Annotated in this window: 18 protein-coding genes; 7 read left to right on the top strand and 11 right to left on the bottom strand. The window is 32.4% G+C overall.

Annotated features, from left to right (window positions below; all coding sequences use genetic code 11):
* Window positions 1–369: 369 nt before the first annotated feature.
* Both BUE22_RS20430 and BUE22_RS20425 read right to left on the bottom strand, forming a co-directional pair.
* Window positions 370–1,605 (bottom strand): ABC transporter permease, encoded by a 1,236-nt coding sequence (locus BUE22_RS20430; protein WP_073397827.1) that lies wholly within the window; start codon window positions 1,603–1,605, stop codon window positions 370–372.
* Between the two features lie 113 nt (window positions 1,606–1,718).
* Window positions 1,719–2,213, bottom strand: coding sequence for a YkgJ family cysteine cluster protein (locus BUE22_RS20425; RefSeq protein ID WP_031455300.1), 495 nt, complete (start codon window positions 2,211–2,213; stop codon window positions 1,719–1,721).
* Window positions 2,214–2,287: 74 nt separating this feature from the next.
* On the opposite strand from BUE22_RS20425, the gene BUE22_RS20420 reads away from it, so the two are divergent.
* Both BUE22_RS20420 and BUE22_RS20415 read left to right on the top strand, forming a co-directional pair.
* Window positions 2,288–2,995, top strand: a complete 708-nt coding sequence (locus BUE22_RS20420) for a class I SAM-dependent methyltransferase (protein ID WP_073397826.1) — start codon at window positions 2,288–2,290, stop codon at window positions 2,993–2,995.
* A 14-nt stretch (window positions 2,996–3,009) separates the two neighbouring features.
* Window positions 3,010–3,555: a YfiT family bacillithiol transferase gene (locus tag BUE22_RS20415; protein WP_073397824.1), complete on the top strand. Its 546-nt coding sequence runs from the start codon at window positions 3,010–3,012 to the stop codon at window positions 3,553–3,555.
* A gap of 102 nt (window positions 3,556–3,657) precedes the next feature.
* Here BUE22_RS20415 and BUE22_RS20410 read toward each other — a convergent pair whose 3' ends face one another.
* The 8 genes from BUE22_RS20410 to BUE22_RS20375 form a co-directional block, all read right to left on the bottom strand.
* The gene (locus BUE22_RS20410; RefSeq protein WP_042563696.1) at window positions 3,658–4,290 is read right to left on the bottom strand and encodes a 7-carboxy-7-deazaguanine synthase QueE; all 633 of its coding nucleotides are present in this window, start codon (window positions 4,288–4,290) and stop codon (window positions 3,658–3,660) included.
* A gap of 99 nt (window positions 4,291–4,389) precedes the next feature.
* Complete coding sequence (locus BUE22_RS20405; RefSeq protein ID WP_073397822.1) at window positions 4,390–6,060, bottom strand: tetratricopeptide repeat protein; 1,671 nt, start codon at window positions 6,058–6,060, stop codon at window positions 4,390–4,392.
* A 16-nt stretch (window positions 6,061–6,076) separates the two neighbouring features.
* Complete coding sequence (locus tag BUE22_RS20400; RefSeq protein WP_073397820.1) at window positions 6,077–6,997, bottom strand: PstS family phosphate ABC transporter substrate-binding protein; 921 nt, start codon at window positions 6,995–6,997, stop codon at window positions 6,077–6,079.
* A gap of 3 nt (window positions 6,998–7,000) precedes the next feature.
* Window positions 7,001–7,231, bottom strand: a complete 231-nt coding sequence (locus BUE22_RS23965; protein WP_026983456.1) for a hypothetical protein — start codon at window positions 7,229–7,231, stop codon at window positions 7,001–7,003.
* Window positions 7,231–8,031 carry an energy transducer TonB gene (locus tag BUE22_RS20390; RefSeq protein ID WP_042563693.1) on the bottom strand — a complete coding sequence of 267 codons (801 nt, stop codon included), beginning with the start codon at window positions 8,029–8,031 and terminating at the stop codon, window positions 7,231–7,233. Before BUE22_RS20390 ends, BUE22_RS23965 begins: the two co-directional genes overlap by 1 nt.
* A 37-nt stretch (window positions 8,032–8,068) precedes the next feature.
* Complete coding sequence (locus tag BUE22_RS20385; RefSeq protein WP_042563692.1) at window positions 8,069–8,626, bottom strand: ExbD/TolR family protein; 558 nt, start codon at window positions 8,624–8,626, stop codon at window positions 8,069–8,071.
* Between the two features lie 19 nt (window positions 8,627–8,645).
* Entirely contained in the window at window positions 8,646–9,272 is a 627-nt protein-coding gene (locus BUE22_RS20380) for an ExbD/TolR family protein (RefSeq protein ID WP_042563691.1), read from the bottom strand.
* 51 nt (window positions 9,273–9,323) lie between these two features.
* Window positions 9,324–10,148, bottom strand: a complete 825-nt coding sequence (locus tag BUE22_RS20375; protein WP_042563690.1) for a MotA/TolQ/ExbB proton channel family protein — start codon at window positions 10,146–10,148, stop codon at window positions 9,324–9,326.
* Window positions 10,149–10,529: 381 nt separating this feature from the next.
* Here BUE22_RS20375 and BUE22_RS20370 point away from each other — a divergent pair, with 381 nt between their 5' ends.
* Window positions 10,530–12,047, top strand: coding sequence for a helicase HerA-like domain-containing protein (locus BUE22_RS20370; RefSeq protein ID WP_073397818.1), 1,518 nt, complete (start codon window positions 10,530–10,532; stop codon window positions 12,045–12,047).
* A gap of 88 nt (window positions 12,048–12,135) precedes the next feature.
* On the opposite strand, the gene BUE22_RS20365 is transcribed toward BUE22_RS20370, so the two are convergent.
* Window positions 12,136–13,479 (bottom strand): FAD-dependent oxidoreductase, encoded by a 1,344-nt coding sequence (locus BUE22_RS20365; protein ID WP_073397816.1) that lies wholly within the window; start codon window positions 13,477–13,479, stop codon window positions 12,136–12,138.
* 290 nt (window positions 13,480–13,769) lie between these two features.
* On the opposite strand from BUE22_RS20365, the gene BUE22_RS20360 reads away from it, so the two are divergent.
* The 4 genes from BUE22_RS20360 (at window position 13,770) to BUE22_RS20340 (ending at window position 18,198) form a co-directional block, all read left to right on the top strand.
* Window positions 13,770–14,363, top strand: a complete 594-nt coding sequence (locus BUE22_RS20360; protein ID WP_073397815.1) for a GNAT family N-acetyltransferase — start codon at window positions 13,770–13,772, stop codon at window positions 14,361–14,363.
* A 553-nt stretch (window positions 14,364–14,916) separates the two neighbouring features.
* Window positions 14,917–15,750 (top strand): alpha/beta fold hydrolase, encoded by an 834-nt coding sequence (locus tag BUE22_RS20350; RefSeq protein ID WP_073397859.1) that lies wholly within the window; start codon window positions 14,917–14,919, stop codon window positions 15,748–15,750.
* A 33-nt stretch (window positions 15,751–15,783) separates the two neighbouring features.
* Window positions 15,784–16,593, top strand: a complete 810-nt coding sequence (locus BUE22_RS20345; RefSeq protein WP_073397811.1) for a helix-turn-helix domain-containing protein — start codon at window positions 15,784–15,786, stop codon at window positions 16,591–16,593.
* 75 nt (window positions 16,594–16,668) lie between these two features.
* The gene (locus BUE22_RS20340; RefSeq protein WP_073397809.1) at window positions 16,669–18,198 is read left to right on the top strand and encodes a serine hydrolase domain-containing protein; all 1,530 of its coding nucleotides are present in this window, start codon (window positions 16,669–16,671) and stop codon (window positions 18,196–18,198) included.
* Window positions 18,199–18,200 lie beyond the last annotated feature (2 nt).

Genomic DNA, 18,200 nt, shown 5'->3' with positions numbered 1-18,200 from the left:
ACATTTGCTTTCTGCTTTTTTCCGGGATTTTATCCTTTTGAATGCCTTTTTTGGCTTTTTGCAACAAAGGCATTAAGACACAAAGTCTTTTTTTTCTGCTTTCTCCTTATATAAACAACACTTCTCCTGAAAACAACTCCCCTAGCCCCGATGGGAGGGAAAATCCTTTTGTGGTGCGGTTCACCACAAAAGATTGGAAGGAACAGCGGGAAACAGCTCCTCATTAATATTAATTTCAATAAAGGAACTCCGACTTCGCTCTGACAAAATCACACTTATATATTACAGTATAATTTTCACCTTATATAAAAAACAAATCCGACAGTTATTAAAAACTTGCCGGATTGTAAATGTGAATTCTTAATTATACTAATCGAATCGAATAGCTTTAACTGGAGAAATCTTGGTTATGATATAGGAAGGAATCAGCAATACCAGAAAGCAAATTGTAATAGTCAACAGATTCAATAAAATCACATAGCCCCAATTTATATAAACCGGTGCCTGGTTGACATAATAATTTTCAGGATTTAACTGAACAATCCCGAATTGCTGCTGAATGAGCAATATGGAAATACCTATTACATTCCCCCAAAAGAGTCCTCGTATAATGAGATAGAAAGCATTGTACAAAAATATTTTGCGAACTGTCCAATTATTAGCTCCTAATGCTTTTAGAATTCCAATCATTTGTGTGCGTTCTAAAATAAGAACCAATAAAGCTACAACCATGTTTATAGTGGCTACTAAAATCATAACCGCCAAAATAACGATGATATTGAAATCGAAGAGCTGTAACCAATCGAATATATAACTGTATTTTTCAACTATAGTTTTTGTATCTAAACTTGAAGATGTTTGTTCGTAAATTTGATCACCGGTTGTTTTAATATTCTTAAAATCTTTTACAAAAACTTCAAAAGCGCCAACCTGATCCAGATTCCATTTATTGATTCGTTGTATATGGCGAATATCTCCTATTATATAAGTTGCATCGAAATCCTGGAATCCTGAATTAAAAATACCCGTAATTTTGAATCGACGACTATTGGGCATCTTGCCTTGTTCTTCTTTAATAAAAAAGGTATTAAAATTATCTCCAACTTTTAAGTCTAAGCGATTTGCCAGAAATTTGGAAATAATTACTTCTTCATTTAAGTTTTTAGAAAAATCCGGTAATTTACCTTCTACTAAATATTCTTTTATATTATTCCAGTCATAATCTCCTCCTACTCCTTTGAAAATAATTCCTTCAAATGAATTTTCAGTTCTAATGATTCCCGCTTTACTTGCGATTGCCTGAATATGACTTACCTCTGGAACTGACTTAAAATTGGGATAAAAATCTTGTTTTTTAGAAATTGGAACCAATGTTACATCTGAATTATTATTATCGTAATTCGAAATAATAATTTGACCATTGAAAGCTGAAACTTTTTCGCGTATTTTTTGTTGTAATCCAATTCCGGTTGCAACTGAAACCAACATCATTATAATGCCAATGGCAATAGCCGAAATGGCAATTTTGATGATCGGGGCCGAAATACTGCTTTTGTAATCTTTGGCAGTAATAAGTCTTTTTGCTATAAAATATTCCAGATTCAATTTATAAGGGTCTTATTGATTTATTAAGTTGGTTAAGTTTATCTTATTCAAAAATACATTTAAAAAAGCAAAAACGAATTGTAACTAAAAACAATTACAAAACATTTAAGTTCTTAAAGTGGTAATTTCTTTTTCATTTCTTCAACAATATTATATGCTGCCGGACAAATCGCAACATTTTTCAATGTAAGATCTGCAATTTGATGAAACTTTTTTCTGTCAGTATGAGGAAATTCTCTGCACGCTTTCGGCCGAACATCATAAATCATACAATAGTTTTCATTATCAAGAAAAGTACAGGGCACACTTTTTAAAACATAATCTTTATCTTCATCTATTCGAAGATATTGATCAATAAATTGCTGTGGTTTTTGTCTAAAAGATTTTGAAATTCTTTCAATATCCGCCAAAGTAAATAATGGCCCGGTTGTTTTACAACAATTGGCACATTGTAAACAATCTGTCTTTTTAAATTCGGCATCATGCAAATCCTGCATTACATAATCTAAGTTTTTAGGTTGTTTCTTTTTCAGCTTATCAAAATACTTTTTATTTTCGATATGCTTATCTTTGGCTAACTTATTTAAGTTATTTAAAATCTGTTTCAAGTTTGCTTTTTAAAGTTGATGTACAAAATTAAGCAACTTTAAACTTGAAACCTTAAACTTTGAACTAAATTACCATGAAAGATCTTTTTGGAAAAGCAATGTTTGATTTTCAGACCAATAATTCACCTGAACATATTATTACCGAAACTACAATTTCTGAAGAAGATGAAATGAGCGTAGATTATTTATTCCGTTCTTATATTGAAATGCCCAAAATTGAGCAAAAGGCACTACAATTAGCAACTGGAAAAATACTTGATGTAGGTTGCGGAGCCGGAAGCCATAGCTTGTCATTACAAAATGATCGAAAGCTAGAGGTTACTTCTATAGATATTTCAGAAAAAGCAATAGAAACCTGTAAACTTAGAGGTGTAAAAAATGCCAAGGTTCAGAATATTTTAGATTTTGAGGAAGAAAAATTCGATACCATTATATTATTGATGAATGGCGTTGGCATTTTTGGAAAATTAGATAACTGCAATAAATACTTATCGAAACTAAAATCACTTTTAAATGAAGGCGGACAAATTTTATTAGATAGTTCTGATATAATATATATGTTTGACGAAGATGAAGATGGCGGAAAGTGGATTCCATCAAATAATGATTATTATGGCGAACTTGTTTTTAATATTTCTTATAAAGGAGAAAAAGAAGAGCCTTTTGATTGGTTGTACTTAGATTATAACACACTTCAAAATGCTGCTATTGCAAATGGATTAAAATGTGAACTTGTTTTAGAAGGAGAACATTATGATTATTTGGCCAGACTTTCAATTTAAATACACTCGAATTCATGGAAAATTTAGATTTAGAAAAATTAAAATACCCGATTGGAAAATTTATTGCTCCTAAAACGTATTCATCAGATTATATATTAGCCAAGATTGAAGAAATAGAATCTTTTCCAGAAAGACTGAAAAAAGAAACAGGAAATTTAAATAATGATCAGCTTGATACTCCATACCGTCCTGGTGGATGGACAGTTCGCCAAGTAATCCATCATTGTGCCGAAAGCCATATGAATTGTTTTATTCGAATAAAATGGACTTTAACAGAAAATAATCCGGTTATAAAACCATATGACGAAAATCTTTGGTCGGCTTTGCCAGATAATTTACTTATGCCAATAGAGTCAAGTTTGACTTTGTTGGAAGGCTTACATGCGCGACTGGCATTTTTAATGAAAAGTTTATCCAAAACTGAACTTGAAAAATCATTTATTCATCCGGAAAATAACTCAGAATATAAAATAAAAGAAATTATCGGTCTTTATGCCTGGCACGGAAATCATCACCTAGCGCATGTTACTTCTTTAAAAAAATATAACAACTGGAAATAAAAACATTGTATCCTTTTTATACATTTTATACATTGTTGTATACTATTTACTTAAAACAAAAAAAACTCTTCGTTTGAAGAGTTTTTTTTTGTTTTAGACCATTTATGGAATATTTAAATATTTATGTGTTTGTAATGAAACTCTCCATTTTGGATTGTTCATTACATAATCAACAATTAAAGGCGTCATTTCTTCTTTTTTACTCCACTCAGGCTGAAGAAATAAAATTGCACCATCATTTACAAGTTCAGCTTGTTCTTCTGCAAAGATAAAATCGTGTTTATTATAAATAATCACTTTTAATTCGTGTGCATTATCATAAACTGTTTGGGTTGGTAATTTGTTTTTTTTAGGAGAAAGACAAATCCAATCCCAAAATCCTGTAAGCGGATAAGCGCCTGAGGTTTCTATATGAACTTTTAAATTTTTATTTTTTAATTCCTGAGTTAATAAAGTCATATCCCATGTTAATGGTTCTCCTCCTGTTATTACAACTGTATCAGCATAAGTTGCAGCGTTCTTTACAATTAAATCAACACTTGTTGGCGGATGTAATTCTGCATTCCAACTTTCTTTTACGTCACACCAATGGCAACCTACGTCACAACCTCCAATTCGTATAAAGTAAGCAGCTGTTCCTGTATGAAAACCTTCGCCCTGAATGGTATAAAATTCTTCCATCAAAGGCAACATCGCTCCTTTATTTACTTCTAATTGTATTTCTTTTGATAACATTATTTTATTTTAAAGTGCAAAGATAGTCAATTAAATACGGAACAAAAAAACCGATAGTCTTGCGAGCTATCGGTTTTGTATTTAATTAGAAAACTATAATTATTTTAAAGCTTTCACAGATTGTTGAGCATAAGTATTAGCCGGATCTAAAACTAAAGTTTTATTGAAATATTCAACCGCTTTAGCTTTATCTGTATTAGCATAACTAGCACCAATGCTATTGTAAGCTTCTACAATTTTCTTAACTGTCGCAGGTTTCGCTAATTCTTCAGCACCTTTTGCAGTTATTTTAGTAATATACTCTTCGTAGTTTTTGATAATTTGATCATCTTTCTCTAACAGGTTATTGATTCTGCCTTTGTATAAGTAAGCTTCATCATAAGTAGGAGAAGCAACCAAAACTCTGTCAAAAGCAGCATCAGCTTTACCTAAATCAGCAACAACTTCAGGAGCTGTAGCCGTTTTATTTACATTTGCATAATAAAGAGAGATTCCATAATACACATTATCAGTTAGGTAATTTTTTGATTCTGTATTACTAGAGCTCAATTCATAAAGAGCTGCAGCCTGAGCAAATTGTTTTTTACCAAATAATTCTTTACCAAAATCACCAAGCTCTTCAACAGCTAAAGGATCCATCGCAACTCCTTTTTTAATTTCGGCTAAACCAGCATTAAAAACTGCAGGATCAACAACACCTTCTGCATTAGTTCCTTTTTTAATCTTTGCGTAACCTAAATACAAATAATCTCTTCCGATAATTTTATTTGTTGGTACTTTAATATAATCTTCAATAGATTTAATAGCTACATCATAATTTCCATTTTCATAAGCAGCATATCCTAAATATCTAAAGATTCTTGGATTAACTTTATCTTCAGCAATCATTTTGTTTGCAACAACTTCAAGATTTTTATAATCTTTAACTAAGATTAGGAAATCTGCATGACGCATTTTTGAATCTAAAGAATAGTCTGTAAGGCTTAAATATTTCTCGTAATTCGTAATTGCTTTTTGCAAGTTAACAGTAGAAGTAGAAGGTTTATTTCTAGCCCATTTGTAATATGTTTCAGCTAATTCTCTGTAAACAGGTCCATAATTAGCATTTAAAGCAATAACTTCATTGAAAGATTTAATAGCTTCCTCATAAGATTTTGCTCCTTTTAACAAAACTCCCAATTGCATTTTAGCTCTCAAAAGTGTTGGATCTGCAGTAAATGCATCACGATATGCTTTGTAAGCGTCATTTTGATTATTTGCTCCATAATATGCATCACCAATTGCTAAAAGCGCCTGAGCATTTTGTGGTTCAATAGCTAAAGCTTTTTTCAAAGAGGCAACAGCATTTGTATAATCAGGATTTACTGAATTCATGTATGCTTTACCAATGTAAATAAATTCATCTACATCTTTACGTTTTATGTCTTTTGTTGCTAACCCAAAATTAGCAGTAGCTGAAGCAGTATTTTTATTATCAAGATCAATTTGAGCTAAACCTATATAGTTTAAGTGTTTCTTTTCAGATGCTTCTAATCCATTTAAGTAATAAATTTTAGCAGAATCAATAATAGATTGATTTAAGTAAACATTACCTAAAACAAAATTAGCTTCTCCATCAGATGGTTTTGCTTTAATGATTGATTTCAGCAATGATTTTGCTTTTTGAAATTGCTCTGCATCGATTGCTTTTTTAGCTTCTTTGATATCTTGCGCTTTTACTACAGAAGCTGAAGCAACTAAGGCAAGACTAAAAATTTTAAATTTATTCATCTTTATTGTAATTAATTTATTCTTTATCGTTTATAATTTGACTTCTAATTTGTAGTTTTCTTCCGGGAGTTCTAACAGGGAGCAATCCAGATTTTAAAACTATACGTTGTCCAATATCTCCGGCGATGAATGAAGCAAACCCCATTCCTAATCCAGAATATCCCTGACAATTTATAATAAACAAATCACGTGCCAAAGGATATTTTAATTCAGCAAGATCATTTTGTGTTGGATTATAATAGTTATTATCTTTTAATCCTTTTACGCTCAAAACATTAATTTTCTTTACAATGTCAACCATATTTGGAGAAGGCTGTGATAACCAATTTACGCCAACAACACCAATCATTCCATCATTCTCCGAAACAAATTTAATAACTTCATCATTTGTTTTGAAAGAAAAAACACCATTTGACGGAATTTCTTTAACCTTTGCCAAATCCTTCATATAGCGCACCGTACTTGAATTTGGATTATCAAAAACTAAACCTTTAATTCTTGTGTCTGATTTACCTTGCATAAAATCTATTACTGACTTCAACGCAATTAAAGTATCATTATTGCTTTTGTTTGAAATTAAAGCAATTGCATCAACTGCGAAAGGAGTTACTCTTGGATTAATTTTACTCTTTTCAAATTTTTGTAATTCCTCTTTAGTTAGATTACGAGCTGTCACTACTACTTTAGCTTTCTGACTTAACAAATCATTTATAAGCTCACCTTCTGACTTAGGTTTTACAGTAATTTTAGCATCGTAATACGTTCCTTCAAAAACAGCTACCTGGTCATCTACAATTGGTTTTATCGTTTCATCAGTAACAATATCAATTGATCCCTTTAAAATTGTTTCTTTCGATTCGTTTTTGCTTTTTTGGTTACACATGGCAAACAAAAAGACAAAAACTACTAAACCGAAAACTTTACCATATTTCAACATAATTTATTCTGCATTTGAATTAATTAACCTTAAAAAACGGATTGCCGAATAAACAATCAGTAAACCACCAAAAGCATATCTATACTTAGGTTCCATATCTAATGGAAGTTTCTTCCAGAACATAATCATTAAACCCAGTACAAGATATATTAAAAAAAAGAGTATTCCTAAAACAAGAAGAAATCGCTCTTTGAGCGATTTCTTCTGAATATTATTAAGCATATCTTTTAACATTATTCTGCAGATTGAATAGTAATAGGAAGAGAGTAAAGTACTCTGACTTTTTTACCATTTTGCTCGCCGGGAGTCCATTTTGGACATTTTTTAAGAACACGAATTGCTTCAGCTCCTGTACCGTAACCGATATCCCTTAAAACTTTAATGTCGGTTAATGAACCGTCTTTTTCAACTACAAAAGTAACATAAACTTTACCTTTTAAACCTTCTTCTTCTGGAGTCTTGTAATTATTTCCTACGAATTTGTAGAATTTTTCAATTCCTCCAGGGAAATCTGGTTTTACTTCGATACCAGCTGTGTTATACACATTGTTATCTTCTTCTACTACCTGAGAAACAGGACCTGTTCCTACTGGCTCATCTACAGTAAGTACTGCATTTGGATCTCCTTTGATAGTTTCAGAACCAACTTTCTTATCCTTAAGTTCCTCAATTTTTGGAGGATCTTCAGTAATTTCATTTGCTTTAGCCACAACCGGTTTCACAAACTTCACCTGATCCACTTTTGGTGGTGGTGGTGGTGGTGGTGGTTGGTTTGGCTTAATTTCCTCTTTTTTCGGAGGTAATTTTACAGTAGCAATCTTAATATCGTTATTTACATCTTCTTCTTGAGAGTCTGGTAAAAAACTTGCAATAAGAGGAGCTGCAACGGCAAAAGCAAAAATAACAGAACCTATGATAAGCGCTTTTATCGTAGTTTTACTGTTCGATTTTCTTAGCTCATATGCACCATATATCTTATTACGTCCTTCGAATACGATATCAAGCCACTGATTTTTTATAATATCTAATTTCATTTTTCTTGATTATTAGGAGGTTAAAACAAGATAACTCTTATTTTTTATCTATCAAATTTGTTTCCTCTGGTGTAAACTCAGGAACAATTGCATAAGTATCTACTCCCGCTATCGCCATCTCATCCAACATATCAACTAAGTTGCGATAAGTTGACTTTTTAGTTGGCTTAATAATAACGATGATACCATTTTTCGGTTTTCCTAGAGCAGCAGAATATTCTAAAACTGATTTTTTTCTTTTAAGAACTTCTCTACGTATACCATCTTTACCATATGTAATATCTTTAGGTCCAGCAATAGGAGACGCTAATAATCCCATATAATAAATCATTTTATTATTTTCCCCTAATATTACTGTCATCGTACGATTCTCATCTACCTTAATATCTTTATTTTTAGTAGGATCATCGTCTTTATCTGGCAATGACAAATCCATCGATTGAGGTTTTGACAACGATGTGGTTAACATAAAGAATGTGATCAATAAGAATGCCAAATCCACCATTGCCGTTAAATCGACTTTAGAATTTTGCTTTTTACTTCTTACTTTGCCACCTTTTCCGCCACCACCGTCGCCGGTATTTAATTCAGCCATTTTAGTGTATCTTTTTTAATTAAAAGTCTTTTCCTCTCATACCTGTAACTAAGTTAAAGGAATTGATTTTCTGATCTTGTAAAATATCCATAATCTTTTTGATTTGTGGATATTGTTCTTTAGCATCTCCTTTTATTGCAATCTGCAATTCTTTATCATCAATGTCAATTGAAGCTCTTCTTGCTACCAAAAGCCACTCTTTTAATTGATTATCTAAAGAATCGATTGGAATACCAGGTTGATTTGCTTTAACTCTATCAGACGCCTTCATATCAATGATTTGTTTCAAATTTGTTACCGGAACACCGAAGTCATCCATCAAAGCAAATTTAGTTTTATCATCTTCTGAAAAAGTCACACCGAATTTTGCACCCATTCCTTCAAGAGTTCTTTTACGAATCTCTCTCCCTTTAATGTCAAAAAACACTTTGCTTTTCCCGTCATCTCCTTTACCTATCGTAATAATTGCCAAATCAGAATCTGGTAATTTACTTTGAACAGTAGAAGAAGGCATATCTACAGGAAGTGCTTCTGGCACTTTAGCAGTAGCGGTCAAAATAAAGAACGTAAGCAAAAGGAACGCAACATCACACATGGCAGTCATATCTGTCGATGTTGACTTTTTTTTCATTTTTATTTTAGCCATTCTCTTTTATTTTTATTTTGATATAATTAATTGTAATTATTCAAAAATTAATTATTGTTTCAAACTTCCTCTGAATCTTCTGTAAGTATTCACGATTGTAGTACCAGCCTCATCGATAGAGTAAGTTAAATCGTCAATTTTAGCAGTAAAGAAGTTGTAAGAAACGATAGCCAAGATTGAAGTAGAGATACCTGTTGCAGTGTTGATAAGTGCTTCAGAGATACCTGTTGCAAGAGCAGCCTGATCTGGAGTTCCAGCAGAAGCTAACGCACCAAACGCTTTAATCATACCAGATACAGTTCCTAATAATCCTCCTAAAGTTCCTAATGATACTAAAGTAGAGATAATAGTCATATTTTTTTCTAACATTGGCATTTCTAATGAAGTTGCCTCTTCGATTTCTTTGTGGATTACTTCTGAAGCTTCTTCACTGTTGAAACCTTCTTTTTTAACGTCTTGATATTTAATCAAAGCAGATTTAATTGCATTTGCAACTGAACCTTGTTGTTTGTCACATGCAGCGATAGCAGCTTCGATGTTACCTTCTTTGATACTTCCCTGAACGCTTTTCATGAATTTGTCTAAGTTAGCTTTTCCAGCCGCTTTTCCAATAACGATAAATCTTTCAATAGAAAACACAACAACCATTAAAAACATACCTAATAATACAGGTACAATAAATCCTCCTTTATATACTTGACCTAATGTATTGATCGGGTGACCTGTTTCAGGATTACCTCCTTCGAAGTTAGCAGCATCTCCCATGATTACTTTCCAAATAAACACCCCAACCAAAATACACGCAACAATAATGATTCCAGTGATCATTCCTCCCCCATTCGAAGTGCTTTCTTTTTTAACTTTAACGTTTGCCATTTTTTTTAAATTTTAATAGTTTTAAATAATTTTTATTTTTTAGTTATATTTAACTTGTAGAGGAGCAAATTTATACGTTTAGTTTAAATAAAAAAACTTTTTTTAATTTTATTCAAGCAAATTTAACGTCAATTTAAAAAATATCTCATTAAATTGCGAACCTCAGGTTTTCGATAAAACAAAAAATAGCATGATTTCTGGGAAAATTACAACGTTTTAGTAAATATTCAAAGATTCCATTGATATCTTCTTAAAAAGTTGCGAAATAATTTTTTATTATATTTTTAACCCGAAAAAGCTTTTTCTTACTAAAAAAAAAGTAATCAAATTGTTAAAAAACAAAGCAATACTCTTATAATCATCTAAATTACAAACAAAAAAATGAATAAAAAAGACAATTTCATTCAAGATATAAACAATGGTTATTTATCTAAGGGTGACAGCATCATTCTTGGTGGTGCAATTCTTGACGGCGAGCCAATTGCGGAGGCACACGTAAAAATTCCGCTAAAAACTTTAAACCGTCACGGGTTAATTGCCGGAGCCACCGGAACGGGAAAAACTAAAACTATTCAGGTTTTTTCAGAGCAATTATCAAATGCCGGAATTCCCGTCCTGATGATGGACATAAAAGGTGATTTTAGTGGTATAGCCAAAGAAGGAAAAGAGGAAGGTTTTATTACAGAGCGTCATGCCAAAATAAACATACCTTATAATGTAACTGCATTTCCTGTTGAATTAATGTCTTTGTCTAAACAAAACGGAGTTCGCTTACGCGCCACGGTTTCTGAGTTTGGCCCTGTACTGTTTTCCAGAATTTTAGATTTAAATGATACGCAGGCCGGAGTTGTTGCGGTAATTTTTAAATATTGTGATGACAAACAAATGCCTTTACTGGATTTGAAAGACATTAAAAAGGTCATTAACTATATTACCGAAGAAGGAAAAGACGAAATCACACAAAGCTATGGCAAGATTTCGACTGCAACAACGGGAACAATTTTGAGAAAAATAATCGAATTAGAACAACAAGGCGGAGATTTGTTTTTTGGTGAATTATCTTTTGAAATTGATGATTTAATGCGAATTGATGAAAACGGAAAAGGATATGTAAACATTATCCGCTTGACCGATATTCAGGACAAACCCAAATTATTCTCGACTTTTATGTTGAGTTTATTGGCTGAAATTTACCAAAAGATGCCTGAAAAGGGAGATGCTGAACAACCGGAATTGGTTATTTTTATTGACGAAGCACATTTAATTTTTAACGAAGCCAGCAAAGCATTATTAGAACAAATTGAAACTATCGTAAAATTAATTCGTTCTAAAGGAATTGGCGTTTATTTCGTAACACAAAATCCAATGGATGTTCCGAGTGGTGTTTTGGCGCAATTAGGATTAAAGATTCAACATGCTCTTAGAGCTTTTACTGCAAATGACAGACAAGCAATTAAAAAAACAGCTGATAATTACCCAACATCCCAATATTACAAAACAGACGAATTGCTTACTAATTTAGGAATTGGGGAGGCTTTAGTAACAGCTTTGAATGAAAAAGGAGTTCCAACACCGCTTGTCGCTACTATGATGCGTGCACCAATGAGCCGAATGGATGTTTTGACTTCTGATGAAATCGAAGCTATCAACAGCAAATCTAAATTAGTAAAGAAATACAGTGAAGAAATTGACCGTGAGAGTGCTTACGAAATTCTAAATAAAAAAATTGAAGAAGCAACTCAGGCTGCGGCAGAGCAAGAAGAACAAGCCCCGACAAGATCTTCAAAATCTGAACCTAGTACAGCAAGTGTTGTTGGAAAATCTGTTTTGAAAGTCGTAACAAGTGCTACTTTTATCAGAGGGGTTTTTGGCGTTCTAACGAAAATCTTCAAAAAATAAAAATTTCCACCATATAAGTTATATAAGTTCACATAAAAACTTTGCGTAAAGATTAAATGAACTTATATAACTTATATGGTAGAAAAAATTATGCGTTTTGCAACAACTGCAAAATCTTGTTGTCAATTTCCGGAGTGTTCCAGATATTCTCGATGTTGTCTGTTTTTAGAATTTCTTCCATAATTCCGTTTTGGAAATCACCAATCGCCAAAGCCTCTGCGTATGGGCGATCGCTAAAAGTGACACGGCTGTACAGCGGAATCCATTTTTCAGGATATTTATCAGAAAAAGCTTTTTCGATTTTCTTTTGAAGCAAGAATTTCTCATCGGCTGTTTTTGTACTCATTTCCATAAAATTACGGTACGAAAGTTCTGCAATTGCATCGGCATTAGGTTTACGTGAAAGTTGATATTCAGAAAAAATCTTCTTCCAATCGTCACCGTATTCCTCAATCATTTCGTTTAAAACCGTAATGTCTTCAAAACCTGCATTCATTCCTTGTCCGTAAAACGGAACAATGGCATGACAGGCATCTCCAATTAATGCAATTTTATCTTCGTATGTCCATGGGAAACATTTCATGGTCACCAAAGTACTTGTTGGGTTTTTAAAGAAATCTTCGGCCAGTTTCGGAATCACTTCAATCGAATCGGGGAAATTTTTTGTAAAGAAATCTTCCACCATTTTTCGATCTGTAAGCGATGCAAATGAATTTTCTCCTTCAAAAGGCATGAATAAAGTACAAGTAAAACTTCCGTCCAGATTAGGTAGCGCAATCAACATATATTCGCCTCGAGGCCATATGTGAAAAGAATTTTTATCCAGTTTATGGGTAGCATCAGTATTTGCCGGAATATTCAATTCTTTATATCCCATATTTAAAAATTCCTGCGAATAATTAAACATACTTTGGCGCTGCATTCTGTGACGAATTCTTGAAAAAGCACCATCGGCACCAAAAACCATATCATATTTCTTCTCCTCCCACTCGCCTCTTTCGGTTTCACCAATGTGCAAAGTTGCATCGCTTAGTGTTACGTCCCATATTTTTTGGTCAAAAAGAAATTCAGCTCCAGCTTGTTCGGCAAGATCAATCATTTTCCGGTTTAAAGTTCCTCTCGAAATCGAATAGATCGACTCACCTTCCTGACCGTAATTCTGAAAATTGAGTTTATCCACCAGATGAATTGCCCTTTTGTCCATCGGAATCGCGATTTCACGAACCGAATCGCCAACGCCAACGCCATCAAGTGCTTTCCAGCCTCTATTTGACATCGCCAGATTGATGGAACGTCCAGAAAAATTTATTTTGCGAATATCAGGACTACGATCATAAACATGAACGGTGTGACCTGCTTTTTTAAGATAAATTGCCAATAATGATCCTACCAATCCAGAACCTACAACGGCAATTTTTAGTGAAGTTTGCATCAAGAAAAATCTAAATATAAGATCGTAAAAATAAGTAATAATTCTACAAGACCTTAAAAATAAAGGAAATATTTATGATTTATATAGTATGCAAATCCCGTTTTCATAACAAAATCCTGTTTTTATGGATTTATTAGAAATCCGAAAAGGATTATTTTCGCTGAAGAATAATCTCGCAAAGGCGCAAAGACGCAAAGTTTTTTCTCATTTATTGTCATTTCGAAATGACAAGATTGCGCAAAAACTTTGCGCCTTTGTGACTTCGTGGCAAACAATTAAAACAAAATCCTATGAAAAGCGAACTATTACAATCAAATATAATCTTAGAAAACGAACGCGTTTTATTACTTCCATTTGAAAATGAAAGAAACATCGAACTCAAAGAAATCATTTTTGATGACGAAATCTGGAAATATATGGGAATGTATGTTCGAACCGAAAATGACTTCGAAAACTACATCAAAAACACCTTAAAACAAAAAGCCGAAGGAATTTGTTATCCATTCTTAATTATAGACAAAGCAACCAACAAAGTCGCCGGAAGCACAAGATACGGTTATCTAAACCACGCTAGCCAAAAATGCGAAATTGGATGGACCTGGTATGGAAAACAATTTCAGGGAACCGGTTTAAACAAAGCCTGCAAATACGAATTACTGAATTTTGGTTTCGAAAACATTCAATTCAAAAGAATACAATTTAGTGCTGATTTGGAGAACACAAAATCTCAAAAAGCAATTGAGAAATTAGGTGCTGTAAAAGAAGGAATCTTTAGAAATAATTATGTGGATTCTGAAGGAAAAAGTAAAGATGATATTTATTATAGTATTATTTTGGAGGAATGGAAAAATACAAAACGAGAATATTTTTCTGAGTTCAAATAGAAATTTCCCTATTTTAGCTTCATAATAACACCAATTTAAAATGGAGATCGTAAGTTTGATAACAATTTCTATCGGGTTTGGATTTGTTTGGTTTGTAACTCTAGTACATCCTCCAACACACAGAATATTGCGAGAGAAAAAAACATATAATATACTTTTTTACTTTTCAATTTCATCTCCAATATTTTCTATTATTGCATATAATAATGAAATGTCACTAAAGAGAAAAGAAGCACTATTTATGTCTCTATACTTATTATTCTTTCTATTAATGTATAAATACTGTGATAATTACATCTTAAAAAAACATCAGCGTAATCTTTATTTTAAAAAAAAGTATAATTCTGTTTGGCATGATCAAGAATCTGATGAAGTTGAATCTATTGAAGAATGGTTTCAATTTGGATTAACTATTTTACCCCTAATATTATGTTACATTTTAAAATATTTAATAATTGATCTATTTCTCAATCAATATTGAAACAAAACCAAAATTATGACGTCTAATAAATTATTAGACGTCATAATCAATCAAAATCATCAATCAAATCAAATGAAAAAATCAATCATTCTATTTTCAATTCTCCTACTAACTTTTGGAACTCTTTCTGCGCAGACAGAAATCAAAATTCCATACGGAAACAATCCTGAAGCGGGACATTACAAACAAATTAACGGCATCAAAATGTATTATGAAGTTTACGGAAGCGGTCAGCCGCTGGTTTTACTTCATGGAAATGGCGGATCAATAAAAGGTCATACTCGCAGAATTGAATATTTTAAACAATACTTTCAGGTTATCGCAATTGACAGCAGAGGCCACGGAAAATCTGTAGATGATTCAAAAAAACAATTGAATTATGTGCAAATGGCAGATGATGTAAGCGTTTTATTAGATTCCCTTAAAATTAAAAATGCTAATATTTGGGGACAAAGCGATGGTGGAATTCTAGGTCTTTTGCTAGCTATAAATCATCCGGATAAAACTGCGAAAGTAGCCACTTTTGGTGCGAATATATTTCCGGGGAAAAAAGCCATTTTTAACGAAATTGATCAAATGGTTTTGGATACTTTAAAAGTAACCAAAGATCCTCGTACCAAAAATCTCTACACTTTATTAGCGCATCAGCCTAATATCACCGAGAAAGATTTGCAGAAAATTAAATGTCCCGTGCTAATTATGTCGGGCGATAGAGATGCTATACGATTAGAACATTCGATTAAAATTTTTGACAATATCGAAAACTCTAACTTTTTTGTAATGCCAGGCGCTACTCATTTTGGTGCTTACGAAAAACCGGAACTCTTTAATATGGTTTTATTGAGTTTCTTTAATGATCCGTTTAAAAAAACATCAAGTGTAGAATTATTTACAGGAAAAAAATAAATCTGAGACAATCAACAACATAATAATCTAAAAATGAACTTATATTCAGAATATTATGTGAGCGAAAATTGCGAAAGATTTGTCAATAAAATTTGGTGTCTCGATAACAGCATCGGCGAAAGCCTGATCGAAAACAAACTCGTTTTACCAAACGGCTGTTTTAATCTCGCCATTGTGAGTGGAAATTCTATCGAAGTTCATACAAGCAAACAAAAATATGAAATGCCAGAAGGTTTTTATTTTTGTTCGCAAATGACGAATAAAGTTTTGGTTCATATTCAGCCGAAAACAAAAGTCACCATAATTCAATTGCATACCTGGACACTTTCGATGTTTCCTAATTATGATTTAAGCAATTTTACCGATTCAATTATCAGGATTAATAAAAATGAATTACCATTTAAACACGAAATTAATTGTGGTTTAAATGGCAATATTTTAGTTTTACTCGATATAATCAATACGTATTTTGAAGGCTTAAATACTTCACATTCAAACAAAAATCTTGTCGAAAGAATCTGTGAAATCATTAAAATTCATAACGAAGAAATTACGGTTTCGGAAATTGGAAACATTTTAAATGTCTCTCAAAGATTATTGCAAATTAAATTTAAAACCGCAACCGGACTTACAATCAAAAAATACATTCAGATTCTGAAATTCAGGAAATCAATCGATCAAATGGTAAATATCGGTCTGGAAAAATTAAACCTGACAGAGATTGCCCTTTATAATAAATATTTTGACCAGTCACATTTTATAAAACAATTTAAAGATGTGATGAAAACAACTCCAAAAACATTTAATTCAAGTTCTTATTTTCTTTCTAAAAAAAGAGAATAATTCGCATTTGTACAATTTTAAAAATTTTCATTGTACTAATATTGCAAATCATCAATCAATCAAATCAATCATAAAATGAAAATCAATCCATCATTTTTCCCATTAAAAGCAATTTTAGTGGGGACATTCCTCTTTCAATTCCATTTTGGATATTCTCAGGAAGAAAAAACCTCAACATTATACAAAACCATCATGTCAAAAGACAGCCTTCTGTTTAATGTTGGCTTTAATACTTGCGATATTTCACAGTTTGAAAACCTTGTAAGTGATAATTTTGAATTTTATCACGACAAAGACAGTATTTCTGACAAGACTTTATTTCTGAAAAACCTTAAAAAAGGTCTTTGTGGTTCTATAAGTAAATTTCAATCCCGAAGATATCTAATCCCCAACAGTACCGAAATTTATCCTTTATACAAAAAAGGTGTTTTGTATGGCGCTATTCAAATAGGCATTCATCAATTTTATGAAAAGTTTGCAGAGAATAATGAATCTCTGGCGGCCGCTAAAGAAAATTTTGGCAGTACAGCCAAATTTACGCATCTGTGGATATTAGAAAACGGAATCTGGAAATTGCGCAGATCCCTCAGCTATGATCATCAGTCTTCTCAAATGGCCGAAACAAAGTCTGATATTTTTGATAATGATGAAGAAATTGAAAAATGGCTATCACAAAATAATGTTCCAACATTGGGAATTGGCGTAATTAACAACGGAAAACTGCAGCAAGTAAAAGTGTTTGGCGAACTTAAAAAAGGTATTTCAGCTCCTTATAATACCATTTGGAATGTCGCTTCATTGACAAAACCGGTAACGGCAATCGTAACGCTAAAACTCGTAAGTCAGGGAAAATGGAATCTTGACGAGCCACTGTATAAATATTGGACAGATCCGGATATCGCAAACGATCCAAATACAAAATTGCTGACGACAAGAATTATTCTGAGTCACCAAACCGGTTTTCCGAATTGGAGATTTATGAACGAATCCGGGAAATTAGATTTTAAGTTTAAACCGGGAACAAAATATCAATATTCCGGAGAAGGATTCGAATATTTGAGAAAAGCATTAGAAAAGAAATTTCATAAAACATTAGATCAACTAGCAAATGAATTGATTTTTGATCCGTTAAAAATGAGCGATACACAACTAATCTGGAATGATAAAATCGATCTTTCAAGATATGCTATTAATTATAGCAACAAAGGAGTTGCCTACGAACCAACCAAAAACAAAACCGTAAACGCTGCCGATGATTTATTAACTTCAATTGAAGATTACGGAACTTTTTTATGCAGCGTAATGAACAGCGATGATTTGAGCGAAAAAGTTTTTAACGACATGATTTCGCATCAAATTGAGACAAAGAAAAACAAATATTTCGGGTTGGGTTTTGAAATTTACGACTTAGGAAATAACAATTATGCACTTTCGCATGGTGGCGCAGACAAAGGCGTTCAGACGATTTTTTTATTGCTTCCAAAAACAAAACAGGGCTTACTTATTTTTACCAATGTTGATGACGGCTATAAGGTTTACGAAAAAATTGTCAACCATTATTTAGGCGAAAACGGAAGAAAAATAATTGAAATAGAAACCAAATAATA

The organism is Flavobacterium pectinovorum (genome assembly GCF_900142715.1).
In the GTDB taxonomy this organism is placed as follows: Bacteria; Bacteroidota; Bacteroidia; order Flavobacteriales; family Flavobacteriaceae; genus Flavobacterium; species Flavobacterium pectinovorum.
This window is presented reverse-complemented; position numbering and strand designations above follow the sequence as displayed.

Coding starts and splice junctions, on each gene's coding strand:
- BUE22_RS20420 (WP_073397826.1), top strand. CDS start 2,288: ATGAAAGATCTTTTTGGAAAAGCAATGTTTGATTTTCAGACCAATAAT.
- BUE22_RS20415 (WP_073397824.1), top strand. CDS start 3,010: ATGGAAAATTTAGATTTAGAAAAATTAAAATACCCGATTGGAAAATTT.
- BUE22_RS20410 (WP_042563696.1), bottom strand. CDS start 4,290: ATGTTATCAAAAGAAATACAATTAGAAGTAAATAAAGGAGCGATGTTG.
- BUE22_RS20405 (WP_073397822.1), bottom strand. CDS start 6,060: ATGAATAAATTTAAAATTTTTAGTCTTGCCTTAGTTGCTTCAGCTTCT.
- BUE22_RS20400 (WP_073397820.1), bottom strand. CDS start 6,997: ATGTTGAAATATGGTAAAGTTTTCGGTTTAGTAGTTTTTGTCTTTTTG.
- BUE22_RS23965 (WP_026983456.1), bottom strand. CDS start 7,231: ATGTTAAAAGATATGCTTAATAATATTCAGAAGAAATCGCTCAAAGAG.
- BUE22_RS20390 (WP_042563693.1), bottom strand. CDS start 8,031: ATGAAATTAGATATTATAAAAAATCAGTGGCTTGATATCGTATTCGAA.
- BUE22_RS20385 (WP_042563692.1), bottom strand. CDS start 8,626: ATGGCTGAATTAAATACCGGCGACGGTGGTGGCGGAAAAGGTGGCAAA.
- BUE22_RS20380 (WP_042563691.1), bottom strand. CDS start 9,272: ATGGCTAAAATAAAAATGAAAAAAAAGTCAACATCGACAGATATGACT.
- BUE22_RS20375 (WP_042563690.1), bottom strand. CDS start 10,148: ATGGCAAACGTTAAAGTTAAAAAAGAAAGCACTTCGAATGGGGGAGGA.
- BUE22_RS20370 (WP_073397818.1), top strand. CDS start 10,530: ATGAATAAAAAAGACAATTTCATTCAAGATATAAACAATGGTTATTTA.
- BUE22_RS20365 (WP_073397816.1), bottom strand. CDS start 13,479: ATGCAAACTTCACTAAAAATTGCCGTTGTAGGTTCTGGATTGGTAGGA.
- BUE22_RS20360 (WP_073397815.1), top strand. CDS start 13,770: ATGAAAAGCGAACTATTACAATCAAATATAATCTTAGAAAACGAACGC.
- BUE22_RS20350 (WP_073397859.1), top strand. CDS start 14,917: ATGAAAAAATCAATCATTCTATTTTCAATTCTCCTACTAACTTTTGGA.
- BUE22_RS20345 (WP_073397811.1), top strand. CDS start 15,784: ATGAACTTATATTCAGAATATTATGTGAGCGAAAATTGCGAAAGATTT.
- BUE22_RS20340 (WP_073397809.1), top strand. CDS start 16,669: ATGAAAATCAATCCATCATTTTTCCCATTAAAAGCAATTTTAGTGGGG.